The sequence below is a fragment of the Streptomyces sp. Xyl84 genome, from assembly GCF_059731885.1.
Genome location: NZ_AP029182.1, coordinates 3536044 through 3549928 on the forward strand (window position 1 = coordinate 3536044; position 13885 = coordinate 3549928).

Annotated in this window: 10 protein-coding genes and 1 pseudogene; 7 read left to right on the top strand and 4 right to left on the bottom strand. The window is 74.8% G+C overall.

Annotation, left to right across the window (positions count from 1 at the left end; all coding sequences use genetic code 11):
• The first annotated feature begins 201 nt into the window (after positions 1 to 201).
• From AC6I72_RS15305 to AC6I72_RS15330, 6 genes and pseudogenes are all read left to right on the top strand, one after another.
• Positions 202 to 3876 carry a nitrate reductase subunit alpha gene (locus AC6I72_RS15305; RefSeq protein WP_498001354.1) on the top strand — a complete coding sequence of 1225 codons (3675 nt, stop codon included), beginning with the start codon at positions 202 to 204 and terminating at the stop codon, positions 3874 to 3876.
• Between the two features lies 1 nt (position 3877).
• Positions 3878 to 5506 carry a nitrate reductase subunit beta gene (gene narH, locus AC6I72_RS15310; RefSeq protein WP_498001355.1) on the top strand — a complete coding sequence of 543 codons (1629 nt, stop codon included), beginning with the start codon at positions 3878 to 3880 and terminating at the stop codon, positions 5504 to 5506.
• Positions 5503 to 6141 carry a nitrate reductase molybdenum cofactor assembly chaperone gene (narJ, locus tag AC6I72_RS15315; RefSeq protein WP_498001356.1) on the top strand — a complete coding sequence of 213 codons (639 nt, stop codon included), beginning with the start codon at positions 5503 to 5505 and terminating at the stop codon, positions 6139 to 6141. Before narH ends, narJ begins: the two co-directional genes overlap by 4 nt.
• Positions 6141 to 6890, top strand: a complete 750-nt coding sequence (gene narI / locus AC6I72_RS15320; RefSeq protein ID WP_498001357.1) for a respiratory nitrate reductase subunit gamma — start codon at positions 6141 to 6143, stop codon at positions 6888 to 6890. Before narJ ends, narI begins: the two co-directional genes overlap by 1 nt.
• 204 nt (positions 6891 to 7094) lie before the next feature.
• A complete protein-coding gene (locus AC6I72_RS15325; protein ID WP_498004705.1) occupies positions 7095 to 7910 on the top strand; it encodes a hypothetical protein in 816 nt (271 codons plus the stop codon).
• 14 nt (positions 7911 to 7924) lie between these two features.
• Positions 7925 to 8271 (top strand): annotated as a pseudogene (locus tag AC6I72_RS15330) (hypothetical protein).
• Here the strand turns inward: AC6I72_RS15330 and AC6I72_RS15335 are convergent.
• Positions 8241 to 9479, bottom strand: a complete 1239-nt coding sequence (locus AC6I72_RS15335; protein ID WP_498001358.1) for a hypothetical protein — start codon at positions 9477 to 9479, stop codon at positions 8241 to 8243. The pseudogene AC6I72_RS15330 and the gene AC6I72_RS15335 overlap by 31 nt on opposite strands.
• A gap of 56 nt (positions 9480 to 9535) precedes the next feature.
• A complete protein-coding gene (locus tag AC6I72_RS15340; RefSeq protein WP_498001359.1) occupies positions 9536 to 10837 on the bottom strand; it encodes a serine hydrolase domain-containing protein in 1302 nt (433 codons plus the stop codon).
• 189 nt (positions 10838 to 11026) lie between these two features.
• On the opposite strand from AC6I72_RS15340, the gene AC6I72_RS15345 reads away from it, so the two are divergent.
• Complete coding sequence (locus AC6I72_RS15345) at positions 11027 to 12004, top strand: SCO2400 family protein (RefSeq protein ID WP_498001361.1); 978 nt, start codon at positions 11027 to 11029, stop codon at positions 12002 to 12004.
• 7 nt (positions 12005 to 12011) lie between these two features.
• Here AC6I72_RS15345 and AC6I72_RS15350 read toward each other — a convergent pair whose 3' ends face one another.
• A complete protein-coding gene (locus AC6I72_RS15350) occupies positions 12012 to 12920 on the bottom strand; it encodes an NAD(P)-dependent oxidoreductase (RefSeq protein WP_498001362.1) in 909 nt (302 codons plus the stop codon).
• Positions 12921 to 12980: 60 nt separating this feature from the next.
• Entirely contained in the window at positions 12981 to 13568 is a 588-nt protein-coding gene (locus tag AC6I72_RS15355; RefSeq protein ID WP_498001363.1) for a TlpA family protein disulfide reductase, read from the bottom strand.
• Positions 13569 to 13885 lie beyond the last annotated feature (317 nt).

Consider the following 13885-nt stretch of genomic DNA (forward strand, 5'->3'; position numbering starts at 1 on the left):
TATTGCAAAAGGCAAAGAAAGGCCCTGTATAGCTCTGCTCAACTCTGCGTAGTCCTATGGGAACGCACCGTTCCGATGCGCAAGGCTGGCCCCACCAGCACCGGCCGTCCGGGCATGACCACCCCCGGCCGGTGTGCCGCCGACTTCATAGGGGATGTGAGCGCAGTGGGACGGCGCGCGGCACGAAAGGAAGCGGAACGAATGGCGGCCCTGGCCGCCGATCAGTTGCTTCAGGCGGGGCGCATACTGCGACGCTCCGTGACCACCGACGACCTGCGGGCGGTCTTCCGCACCGACCAGGGGGTCAACGACGCTCCCTACCGGGAGCGCTGGGCGCACGACAAGGTGGTGCGCTCCACGCACGGCGTGAACTGCACCGGCTCCTGCTCGTGGAAGGTGTACGTCAAGGACGGCCTGATCACCTGGGAGACCCAGGAGACCGACTACCCCTCCACCGGCCCCGACCGGCCCGAGTACGAGCCGCGCGGCTGCCCGCGCGGCGCCTCGTTCTCCTGGTACACGTACTCGCCGACCCGGGTGCGCTACCCGCACGCCCGCGGTGTGCTCCTGGAGATGTACCGCGAGGCCCGCGAGCGGCTGGGCGACCCGGTGGCCGCCTGGGCCGAGATCACCTCGGACCCGGACAGGCGGCGCCGCTACCAGGCGGCGCGCGGCAAGGGCGGCCTGGTGCGCGTGGGCTGGGACGAGGCCCTGGAGATCGCCGCCGCCGCCCATGTGCACACCATCGCCGCGCACGGGCCGGACCGGATCGCCGGGTTCTCCCCGATCCCGGCGATGTCGATGGCCTCGCACGCGGTCGGCGCCCGGTTCATGTCGCTGATCGGCGCGCCCATGGTGTCGTTCTACGACTGGTACGCGGACCTGCCGATCGCCTCCCCGCAGGTCTTCGGCGACCAGACGGACGTACCGGAGTCCGGGGACTGGTGGGACGCCGCGTACCTGATGCTGTGGGGATCGAACGTGCCGGTGACGCGGACCCCGGACGCGCACTGGATGACCGAGGCCCGCTACCGCGGCCAGAAGGTCGTCGTGGTCTCGCCGGACTACGCGGACGCCACCAAGTTCGCCGACGAGTGGCTGCACCCGCACCCCGGCACCGACGGGGCGCTGGCGATGGCCATGGGGCACGTGATCCTCACCGAGTTCTTCGTGCGCCGCCGGGTCCCGTACTTCACCGACTACGTCCGCCGCTTCACCGACCTGCCCTTCCTGGTCGAGCTGGAGGAGGACCCGCGCCGGCCGGGGTCCTGGGTGCCGGGCAAGTTCGTCACCGCGGCGATGCTCGGCCTCGACGAGGAGTCGGGGGAGGACGCCCGGTGGAAGCCGGTGCTCCTCGACGCGGTCTCCGGACGGCCCGTCGTCCCCCACGGCACCCTCGGCGACCGCTGGTCCAAGCTGGGCGAGGGCCGCTGGAACCTGGACCTCGGGGACATCGAGCCCGAACTGACCTTCCACCGGCCGGGGGGCGGCGGCGACAGCGCCCGCGTGCTGCTGCCGCGCTTCGACGGCCAGGAGCCCGGCGGCTGCTCGGTGCGCGGCGTGCCGGTGCGCGAGGTGGGCGGACGGCGGGTGACGACCGTCTTCGACCTGCTCCTCGCCCAGTACGGCGTCGCCCGCGAGGGGCTGCCCGGCGAGTGGCCCGACGGCTACGACGACGCCTCCCAGCCGCACACACCCGCCTGGCAGGAGGCCATCACGTCGGTGCCGGCCGCCGCCGTGGTGCGGGTGGCGCGGGAGTTCGCCCGCACGGCGGAGCAGTCCCGGGGCCGCTGCACGATCGTCATGGGCGCGGGCACCAACCACTGGTTCCACTCCGACACGATCTACCGCTCCTTCCTCACCCTGCTGCTGCTCACCGGCTGCCAGGGCGTCAACGGCGGCGGCTGGGCGCACTACGTCGGCCAGGAGAAGGTGCGGCCCTACGCGGGCTGGCAGCAGCTCCAGTCCGCCGCCGACTGGGTCCGCCCCTCCCGGCAGGTCGCGGGCACCCCGTACTGGTACCTGCACACCGACCAGTGGCGCTACGACGGCCACGGCGCCGACACGCTCGCCGCGTCCACCGGCAAGGGCCTGTTCGCCGGCCGGCACACCGCCGACCTGGTGGCGCAGTCGGCGCGGCTCGGCTGGATGCCGTCCGCGCCCGCCTTCTCCGCGAACCCGCTCGACCTGGGCCGCGCGGTGCGCGAGAGCGGGCACGAGCCCGGCGAGTGGGTGGCGTCCCGGCTGGCCGCCGGGGAACTGTCGTTCGCCTGCGAGGACCCGGACGCCCCCGGGAACTGGCCGCGCGTGCTCACCGTGTGGCGGGCCAACCTCATCGGTTCCTCCGCCAAGGGCAACGAGTTCTTCCTGCGCCACCTGCTCGGCGCGAGCGACAACGCGCACGCGGCCGAGGCACCGCCGCAGGCCCGGCCCCGGGACCTGACCTGGCACGAGGAGGCGCCGCGCGGCAAGCTCGACCTGCTGCTCGCCCTCGACTTCCGGATGACCTCGACCACACTGATGGCCGACCTCGTCCTGCCCGCCGCCACCTGGTACGAGAAGCACGACCTGTCCAGCACGGACATGCACCCCTACGTGCACGCCTTCTCGCCCGCGATCAGTCCGCCCTGGCAGGCCCGCACCGACTTCGAGATCTTCCACGCGCTGGCCCGGAAGTTCAGCGAACTGGCCGCCGGCCGCCTCGACGTGGCGTACGACCTGGTGGCCACCCCGCAGCAGCACGACACACCCGGCGAGACCGCCCAGCCCGGCGGCACCGTGCGGGACTGGCGCGCGGAAGGGCGCTCCCCCGTGCCCGGCCGCGACCTGCCGCAGTTCACCGTGGTGGAACGGGACTACACCGCCGTGGCCGACCGGCTGGCCGCGCTCGGACCGCTGTGCGAGCAGCAGGGCGTCACCGTGAAGGGCGTCACCGTCCGGCCGGGTCCCGAGGTGCGCTGGCTCGGCGCCCGCTGCGGCACCGCCGCGGGCCCCGGGCCGGCCGGGGGCCGCCCGCTGCTCGACACCGACGTGAAACTGTGCGAGGCGATCCTCGCCCTGTCCGGCACCACCAACGGCCGGATCGCGGCCGAGGGCTTCGAACGCCTCGCCGAACGCTGCGGGCCCGAGGCCGGGTTCGAGACGCTCGCCGAGGCCGTGCACGAGCGGCGCGTGGTCTTCTCCGACACCCAGCAGCGGCCCGTCCAGGTCGGCACCAGCTACGAGTGGTCCGGCAAGGAGGCACCCGACCGGCGCTACGCGCCCTTCACCGTCAACACCGAGCACAAGAAGCCCTGGCACACCCTCACCGGCCGCCAGCACTTCTACCTGGACCACGACTGGATGGCCGAACTGGGCGAGCAACTGCCCGTCTACCGGCCGCCGCTGGACCTGACCGCCGAGACGCCGGCGGGCGAGCGCGAGGTCAGCGTCCGCTACCTCACCCCGCACTCCAAGTGGTCCATCCACTCCGAGTACCAGGAGAACCTGCTCATGCAGACCCTGGCCCGCGGCGGCCCGGTGATCTGGATGAGCGTCGCCGACGCCGAGGCGATCGGCGCCGCCGACAACGACTGGGTGGAGGCGGTCAACCCCAACGGGGTCGTCGTCGCCCGCGCCGTCGTCTCCCACCGCATGCCGCCCGGCACGGTGTTCATGTACCACGTGCAGGAACGCCTGGTGAACGTGCCGCGCTCCGAGGCCACCGGCCGGCGCGGCGGCGTGCACAACGCGCTGACCCGCATCCTCGTCAAACCCACCCACCTCATCGGCGGCTACGCCCAGCTCTCCTTCGCCCCCAACTACTACGGGCCCACCGGCAACCAGCGCGACGCCCGCACCGTCATCCGCCGCCGCGCCCAGGAGGTGCAGTACTGACATGCGCGTCTTGAGTCAGGTCGCCATGGTCATGAACCTCGACAAGTGCATCGGCTGCCACACCTGCTCGGTCACCTGCAAGCAGACCTGGACCAACCGCACCGGCACCGAGTACGCCTGGTTCAACAACGTCGAGACCCGCCCCGGCCAGGGCTACCCCCGCGGCCACGAGGACCAGGACAGGTGGAAGGGCGGCTGGCGGCTGGACGGACGGGGCCGGCTGGTCCCGCGCTCCGGAGGCCGCGCCCGCCGCCTCGCCCGCCTCTTCGCCAACCCCGAACTGCCCTCCCTCAAGGACTACTACGAGCCCTGGACCTACGACTACGACACCCTCATCTCCGCCCCGCTCGGCGACGACCTGCCCACCGCCCGCCCCCGCTCCCTGATCGACGGCCGCCCCACCGACGTCACCTGGGGCCCCAACTGGGACGACGACCTCGGCGGCGGCCCCGAGCACCTGTCCGCCGACCCCGTGCTCAAGTCGATGAACGAGCGGGTCAGGCTGGAGTACGAGCAGGCGTTCATGTTCCACCTGCCGCGCATCTGCGAGCACTGCCTCAACCCGAGCTGCGTGGCCGTCTGCCCCTCCGGCGCGCTCTACAAGCGCATCGAGGACGGCATCGTCCTCGTCGACCAGGACCGCTGCCGCGGCTGGCGGATGTGCGTGAGCGGCTGCCCGTACAAGAAGGTGTACTTCAACCACAGCACCGGCAAGGCCGAGAAGTGCACCTTCTGCTACCCGCGCATCGAGGCAGGCGAGCCGACCGTCTGCTCGGAGACCTGCGTGGGCCGGCTGCGCTACCTCGGCGTGATGCTGTACGACGCCGACAAGGTGGGCGAGGCCGCCTCCGTCGCCGACGAGAAGGACCTGTACGAGGCCCAGCTCGGCTGCTTCCTCGACCCGCACGACCCCGAGGTGGTGCGCGCCGCCGAGGAATCCGGCATCCCGCACGACTGGATCACCGCGGCCCGCCGCTCCCCCGTGCGCGACCTCATCACGACGTACCGCATCGCCCTGCCGCTGCACCCGGAGTACCGCACCATGCCCATGGTCTGGTACGTGCCGCCGCTCTCCCCGGTGGTCGACGCGCTCACCCGCAGCGGCCACGACGGCGAGCACCCGGCCCCCCTGTTCGGCGCCATCGACGCGCTGCGCATCCCGCTGGAGTACCTGGCCGGGCTGTTCACCGCGGGCGACACCGCCCCCGTGGAGGCCGCCCTGTGCCGGCTGGCCGCGATGCGCGCCCACATGCGCCGCGTCAACCTCGGCGAGGACCGCGACCCGGCGATCGCCCGCGGCGTCGGCATGGACGAACGCGGCCTGGAGGCCATGTACCGGCTGCTCGCGCTGGCCAAGTACGAGGAGCGGTACGTCATCCCCACCACGTACGTCGCCGACGGCGGCGCGGGCGGCCCGCACGAGGCGGGCTGCAGCCTGGAGGGCGACGGCGGACCCGGCATGTACGGCACCGACGGCGCCGGGGCCTTCCACGCCTCCCCCGTCCCGGCCGCCGCCCCGGCCGAGCGGTCCGCGCTGCGCGGCCGGGTCAACCTGCTCAACTGGAACGGGCGCGGCAGGCCCCGCGGCCTCTTCCCCGACCGGTCCGCCACCGGGAGCGCCGAGGGATGAACCTGCACCGGGCGGTCCACCAGGCCGCCGCCCTGCTCCTGGACCACCCCGGCGAGGACTGGCCGCACCGGCGCGAGACGGTGGCCGGCGCGATCGGCCCGCTGTCCGGCGAGGCCCCGGCCCTGCTGCTGCGCTTCTGCCGGTGGGCGGCCGGCACCGCACCGATGGACCTGGCCGCCGGCTACGTCGCCACCTTCGACCGCACCCGCCGCCGCACCCTGCACCTGACCCACTACACCGACGGCGACACCCGCCGCCGGGGCGCCTCCCTCGCCGCGCTCAAGGCCGTCTACCGCGAGCACGGCTGGGAGCCGCCCCCCGGCGAACTCCCCGACCACCTGCCCTCCCTGCTGGAGTTCGCCGCCCGCTGCCCCGACCCCGGCGCCGGCCTCCTCCAGGAGCACCGCCCGGCCATCGCCCTGCTCGCCCACGGCCTGGAGACCCACCACAGCCCCTACGCCGACGTGGTCCGCGCGGTCCTGACCACCCTGCCCGCCGGCGCCCCCGCGCCGGCGCGCCCCGCGCACCCGGCCGCCGGGCCGCACCAGCTGCCCTTCCCCCCGCCCGTCTCCCCGCCCCTGCCCGTGCCGTACCCCGTCCGGCACGCGCCGGGCGACGAAGGAGTACGCCGCTGATGAACCCTCCCCACCTGCACGCGCAGCACCTGAACACCGCCCTGTGGGGCGTGCTGCCCTACCTCGCCCTGGTCGTGCTGGTCGCCGGGACCGCCTGGCGCTACCGCTACGACCGCTTCGGCTTCACCACCCGCTCCAGCCAGCTCCACGAGTCCCGCATGCTCAGGGTCGGCGGACCGCTCTTCCACTACGCCCTCTTCCTGGTCATCGGCGGCCACGTCATGGGCCTGCTCGTCCCCGAGGCGCTGACCCGGCGGCTGCGGGTCAGCGAGGAGCAGTACCACGCGGTCGCCCTGGCCCTGGGCGGCACCGCGGGCGTCGCCGCCGTGGCCGGACTCGGCCTGCTGCTGTACCGGCGGCTGCGCGTACCCGCCGTGCGGCAGGCCACCAGCCGCGGCGACCGCCTGACCTACCCGCTGCTGGCCCTCGTCCTGCTCGCCGGGCTGACCGCCACCGTCTCCTCGGCGGCCAACCCCTACGACTACCGGCTCGGCGTCTCCGTCTGGTTCCGCAGCCTGTTCACCCTCGACCCCGACGTCACCGCCATGGCCCACGCCCCGCTCGTCTACAAGATCCACGCGCTGCTGGCCATGGCCCTGTTCGCGCTGTGGCCCTTCAGCCGTCTGGTGCACGCCTTCGCCGCCCCGCTCGGCTATCTGGCCCGCCCCTACGTCGTGTACCGCTCCCGGGGCGGGGCCGGCCGGGGCACACTGGCCGGACGCCGGCCGGGCCGGGCGCCCGTGCGCTGAGACACATCACCCCGGCGCCGGGCAACGCGCGGGGCCGGATTCCGGTCCATACGGTTGTGCGCACGTTTGCGTGGGAACTGCTTCGAGGAGCCGAGCGGTGGTGCAACGGAACGGAAGCCCGGTGGAGCCGGACAGGGCGATGATGTGAGACCCGGCGGGCCGGACGCCCGACGGCGCGGGCGGGACACGGTGTCCCGGCTCGCGCTGTTCGTCGTACGCACCCTGCGCGGCGAGTGGCACGCCATGGTCGTCGACCCGGTGCGGCAGCTGCTGCGCCGCGGCCTGTCCGGCCTGGTGCTCGCCTTCGTGGCCGCCTTCGGCGTGATCTTCTTCCACGCGGTCGCCCAGCAACCGGCCGGCGAGGCGGCGGTCCGGGCGGTCGGCGGCGTCCAGGCCGACCTGCCGCTGTGGCTGGCCCTGGCCCGCACCCCCGTCTCCCTCTACGTGCCCGCCCTGGACCTGCCGGTCTGGGCGGGCATCACCCAGCTCTTCCTCGCCTTCGCCCTCGCCGAACTCACCCTGGGCCGCGCCCGCACCCTGTTCATCTCCTACGCCGCCACCCTCGCCGGCACCTTCACCGTGCGCGTGATGATCGCGATCGGGCCGGGCTGGTGGGGGCTGGGCCTGCCCCCGGAGACCGGCCACGTCCTCGACACCGGCCCGTCGGCGGCCGTCGTGGGCCTGTTCACCTACCTCTCCGTGGTCCGCCGCGCCCCGGTCGTCTTCTTCCTCACCGGCGGCTCGATGGTCGTCGAGTCGATCGTCCGGCCCAACCTGGCCGGACGCGAGCACCTCATCGCCGTGGCCGCCGCGATCGTCCTGGCCCTGGTCCACGAACGTGCCTGGCGCCGCCTGCGCGTCCCCCGCGCACGGCGCGCCACCGCCCTCGCCGCGCCCCCTGTCACACGGCCCGCGGTTGTCCGTCCTGAGCCCGTGCTGGAGTGCGCGGACGCGGCACCGGCGCTCCACGGCGAGCGGGTGCCAGGCGGCCGCGCCGGGCAGGGGGCGGGGGAGAGATGAACGGGATCTGGTGAGTGCTCATCCTGTTCCGGACCGGCGGTTTCGCCTGGTTCGCGGACACGGTGCGCACCACGCTGCGCCACCGTCACCGCGCAAGCCGGAGCTGACGGAGGCGCAGAAGGCGGAGCGGCCGGCCGTCGAGGCCGCCCACCAGCCACCCGGGCCCGTCTGCGGGCGCACGCACCGCCTCGCCGAGCGCGACCGGAGCGGCCGCTGCCACGAACGCGTGGAGGTGCCCACCGCCTGGGACGAGAACAGGAGACCGCTGCGCTGCGAGCCGGGCCGGTGCGGCCGCCGGCGCCACGTGGGCCCGCAGCCCCTCTCCCAGGTCTATGCCGAGGAGCTGACCGACCGGGCCTGAGAGCCGTCCGGCGCGCGCCGCTGCCCCGGCAGGTGCGGGGTCCGCGCCGCGGCCCCCTGCCCCCGGCGCGGGCGGCGCTGCGGCCAGAACAGCACGTACAGCGCGGAACCGGCCGCGAACGCCAGCCGGATCAGGCCCTGCGCGGAGTCCGAGGGCACCAGCAGGGCGCTGCCGTACAGCGAGATCAGCGCTATCCAGCTGACCCACGGCACCAGCCGCCGCTGCCCCACCGAGTCCCAGATGAGCGTGCCGAGCAGCACGGAGGCGTTGTAGTACGTGTACACGCTCGGGTCCAGCACGATCCGCGCGTCGGCGGCCAGCACCACCACGGCCGCCCAGCGGCCCCGGCGCACCGCCAGCGCGCCGAGCGCGATCCCGAGGCCCATCTGGGCGGGCCGGTCCCACCAGGGCGTGGCCGGGTCGTTCACCCCGAACCAGCGCAGCGCGGAGGCCGGCTGGTTGGGGATGGTGAACCGGGCGGCGGCGAACGTCTCCAGGTGGGTCAGGTAGAACGGCAGCCAGGCCGCGGCCACCAGACCCACCGTCCAGGCCGCCGCGCGCAGCCGCGCCGGCCGGGGCAGGGCGAGCAGCAGCGGCAGGAATCCCACCGCCCACGGCTTGGAGTCCACGGCCAGCGCGAGGAACACCCCGACGGCGGTGGCGTTGCCGCGCACCAGGGCGCGGACCGCCAGGGTGGTGAAGAACAGCGCCAGCACGTCGTCCAGGTGCGCGAACCGCACCGAGACCTCCACCCACATGGGGATGAAGGCGGCGCCGGCGATCAGGACGCGCTGCTGGAGGCGCTTGTGGTTGGTCCCGGTGCCCAGGCCGTACTCGGCGGCCGTCCGGCCGATCAGCACCAGCATGTACAGGCCCAGGCCGGACATGAACGCCTCGGCCAGGTTCTCGCCCAGGGCGGGCGGGAACGGCCCGAACAGCGCGGCGACGAGGAAGGAGACCGGGCCGATCTGGAGTTCCGGGTGGTGGGCGTACAGCGCGAGGCCGCCGCCCGGCACCTGGTTGAAGAGCAGTTCCTCACCGCTCCTCAGATAGTGCCAGGACACGGCCCCGTGCCGTTCGGCCACCAGGAACCACAAGACCGTCCACCCGGTCAGCAGAGCGGTGTGCCGGCGCAGGGGGGAGCGGCCGATGCGGCCGAGCCGCCCGCCGCCGCCGGCCGTGCCAGCCGCTCTCTCGCCGTTCCGCACGTTCCGTCCTTCCGTCACACGCCCGCCCAGTCAGATGCGGTTCGGCCGGGTACGGTTCAGCGCAGCACCCTAGCCCAGGCGGGTGAAGAGAGGTCGGCGCCGTCGAGGACGGTGCGGGCGGCGGCCCTCACCTGCGGCGCGGACGCGGACGGCCCGCACAGGGCGCCGATGACGTAACGGTTGAGGGCGTCGTCGACGGGGCTCGGTTCGAAGCCGGTGCCGTCGGCGTTCAGGCGCTCGTACTTCATCAGGTTCCAGCCGGCCGCGACCTGCCGCCTGCCGTCCGGGCTGGACAGCGCGATGGTCCCGGCGCCGAACACCGCCCCGTCGTGGCCCCAGAAGCGTCCGCAGCCGGGGATGTCGACGGCGTAGAGGCCGAGTCCGTAGTCCATGCCGTCCACCGGGACCGTGCGCTGCATCTCCCGGAGCGCGGCCGGCCCGATCAGACGGCCGGTGAGCAGGGCGCGGTAGAAGCGGTTCAGGTCGTCGGTGGTGGAGACCACCGCGCCCGCCGTGTACGCCCAGGACATGTCGTAGACGCTGTAGTCGCGGGGCGGGTCGATCAGCCCGTAGAAGTTCTCGTACATCCGCGCGTGCGGGCCCCGGAGGGCGGGGATGCGCGGGTAGGAGGTGTGGCGCAGCCCGGCCCGGTCGATGACGTGGCGAGTGATGTACGCCTCCGGGTCCTGGCCGGTGACCTTGGCCAGGAGCAGTCCGGCGATGACGTAGTTGGTGTTGGAGTAGTGGCCGGGCAGCGAGCCGGGCGCTCCGGTGGCGGGCGCGGCGAGGCCCAGGCGGACCAGCTCCCGCGGGCTGACCGAGCGGAACCGCTCCTCGTCCAGGCTGGCCGTCGAGCCCTTGGCCAGGGACGGGAAGGCACCCACGACGTAGTCGCCGATGCCGCTGGTGTGGTTCAGCAGCATGCGGACGGTGATCCGCCGCCCGCGCTCGCCCGGTATCAGGTCCGGGAGGTAGTCCGCGACGGGCGCGTCCAGGCGGATCCGGCCGCGCTCGGCCTGCTGGAGGACGGCGACGGCGGCGAAGGACTTGCTGATGCTGCCCACCCGGTGCCGCATGTCCGGCCGGACCGGGCGCCCGGTGTCCACGTCGGCGACGCCGGACGCGCCGGCCCAGCGCCGGCCGCCGTCGCGGACGGAGGAGTAGATGCCGTACATGCCCGCGTCGTGCACGGCGCCGAGCGCGCTGCCCAGGGCCGCGGGGTCCAGGGCGGATGCGGCCGGCGCGGAGGCGGCGGGACCGGCGGCGGAGGTGCCGGCGAAGGCCGCCGGGGCGGCGGCGGGGGTCAGTGACAGGACGGTGGCGGCGACGGCGGTTGCGGCGATCCTGCGGATGCGCAAGGGACTTCCCTTCCCTCGGGTCCGAGCATGTCCCCGTCATCGTCGGCGATCACGAGGGGGCGCCACATCCTTCCGGCGGACGAGACCGGGCGCCGAATCCGCGCAGGAGCGTCACACAGGCTCCACACAGGGCCCCGGGACGCTTGTTAGCGTGACTGGCCGCCCGGCAGCCGACCCAGGAAGACCCGCATGGACTACTGCTCCACATGCCGACGGCACCTCAACGGTGCTCTGGTCTGCCCCGGTTGCGGGGCGTACGCGCCGGACATAGCCCCGAACGCCACCGCCGACGCCGCGGTCCCGTTCGCCCCGGGCCCGGCGGCGGACCCGGCTCACGAGCCCTTCGCGGAGCCCGGCGCGCCCCTCGCCGCCGAGGCCCCCGGCGCTCCGGGCGGCTCCCCGGACCTGCCGATGACGGAGGACCTGTCGTCGGCGGCACCGGACGGGGCGCCGGTGCGGCAGCGGCCGGGGCGGGCGGCGCGGCGCCGGCAGCGGGCCCGCTGGAAGAAGACCCAGCGCCGGGCCCTGGTCGCCACCGCGGTGGCCCTGGTCGGCGGCGGCCTGACCGTCGCCTCGATGGACCGGCACACCGCCGACCGCGCCCAGGCCGCCCCCGCACCGGAGGCCCTGCACCCGGACGGCCTGGCCGCGCAGCCCGCCCAGCCGGACGGGACGGCCCCTTCCCCCGGCGCCCGGCACGCGAAGCCCGCCTCCCCCGCCCTGACCTCCGCGACCGGCCCCGCGCACACCCGGTCCACGCCCGCCGGGACCTCCCGCGACGCCACCGCGCAGGAGGGCGTCCGCCCCTACACCGCCGCCCCGCCCGCGGCGGTGGACCCGGCCGGGCCGGACTCCACGCACCCGGCGGCCGGCCAGGACCACCACGCGGGCACGTCCGGGTCCACGGCCCCCGGCCACTCCTCGGGCTCGGGTTCCGGCTCCGGCTCCGGCTCCGGCTCCTCCGGATCGTCCTCCGCTTCGGGCACCGGCGGTACGGCCCCGGCCGGCTCCTCGGGCACGACGGCGCAGCACCCCTCGTCCGGTTCCGGCGCAACGGGCGGCTCCTCCTCCGGCACCGCGCCGGCCGGCCCCGCCGCCACGGACCCGGCGACCCCGTCCTCCCCGTCGTCCCCGCAGCTCTGCCTGCTGGTCCTCTGCCTGGGCTGACGCCCGGTCAGCCGGCGGCGGGCCCCGGCTCGTCGAAGCTGGCGAAGTAGGCCGCGGCCATGTCCTCGCCGCCGTGCCCCTGGGCGGCGGCGCGGGCGAAGCGCTCCGCGCTCGCGGCGGCCACGTCGAGACGCACACCGTGCCGCTCACCGGCCTCGACGATCAGACGGGCGTCCTTCTCCGCGGTGCTCACGGCGAAACTCGGCGGCAGCAGCCCGCCGTCGAGGATGAGCCCGGCCTTGGCGTGCAGGTAGCCCATGTCGAGCGGGCCACCGGAGATCAGGTCGAAGAAACCCGCCGGGTCCACGCCGAGCCCCTTGGCCAGCGCCAGCGTCTCGCCGGTGGCCGCGGTGACCGCGACGACCCAGCTGTTGGCCACCAGTTTCAGCCGGGTCGCACCGGCCGCCGCGCCGTCCTCGCCGGTCCACACCGTGCGCGCGCCGACCGCGTCGAACACGGGCGCCACCGCCTCGCGGCCCTCGGCGGGCCCGGCGGCCAGCACGGTGAGCTGCCCCGCCTCGGCGGGCTGCCTGGTGCCGAGCACGGGGGCGTCGTAGAAGAGCAGGCCGTACCGGCGGGCGAGGTCCGCGAGTTCGCCGGCCGACTCCACCGCGGCGGTGGTCGACTGCACCCAGACGGCGCCCGCGCGGGCCGCCGGCGCGGCCTCGCGCATCACCTCCAGCACCGTGCCGCCGTCGTACAGCATCGTCAGGATCACGTCGGCGTCACGGACCGCGTCGGCGGCGGAGCCGGCGACCTGTGCGCCGTCGGCGGCCAGCGGCTCGGCCTTGGCGGGGGTGCGGTTCCAGACCCGGACGGTGTGTCCGGCACGCAGGAGGTTGCGGGCCATCGCGGCGCCCATGATGCCGGTGCCCAGCACACCGACGGTCCGGGTCCCGGTGGTCAGGTCAGCCATGTCGTTCCCTTCGCGAGGCCTGTGAACGGATCCCGTGCACCCGGTCATTGTCCGCCCGGTTCAGTGTTCCGGCCTGCCCGCGGCCTTCGCCGTGCCCGGCAGCAGCGGCGTGAGGATCTTCGCCATCCGCGCCTCGGACGTCGTGCCGATCCGGACGGCCGCGGCCCTGCCCTCCGGGTCGACGACCACGGTGAAGGGGATCGTCTGGGTGCTCACGAGGCCGTGCGGCAGCCGGAGGACCTGCTTGCCCGCCGGATCGTGCAGGGACGGGTAGCTCAGGTGGTGCTCCTGCTGGAACCGGAGCGCCGCGGTGCGGCTGCTGTCGTCGGCGATCCCGAGCACCTGCACCCCGCGGGCGGACCACTTGCGCTGGATCCTGTCCAGTTCCGGGGCCTCCGCCCGGCAGGGGCCGCAGAAGTGGGCCCAGACGTTGAGCAGGACGACCTTGCCCCGGTAGTCGGACAGGTGGATCTCCCGGCCCTCCAGGGAGGTCCCGGTGAGGTCGGGCACGGCGGGGCGGTCACCGGCCGGCAGGGTCCGGGTGAGCACGTCCCGCGGGCCGCTCGCGCCGTCCTGTCCGGCGGACGAGCAGCCCGCGAGCACCGCACAGGCCGCGATCACCGCTGCGCACCTACGCCGCTCGGGCATCGTCGTCTCCCCCTCGTCCGCCGCACCCCGGGCCCCGTGGTGATCATTGTCCTCGCCGCAGCCGGCGGCCCGGAGCCGGGGGCCGCTTCGGCCGCCGTTCCGCGCTGGACGCGAACTGCGCCGGGGCGCCCCGGCGTCCGGCATCACCCTGCCCGCCGCCGGACGCCACCCCACGCCCCTCGGCCCCCGGCGGCACACCGGCGCCCGGGCCCGGCCCCACGGCGGGCTGAGCGGGCCGGGCACGGACGGGCCGGGCGGAAGCCGGCCAGGCACGAGCGGGCCGGCGCGGAGAACGGCCGGCGCGGGCGGTGCGTGGC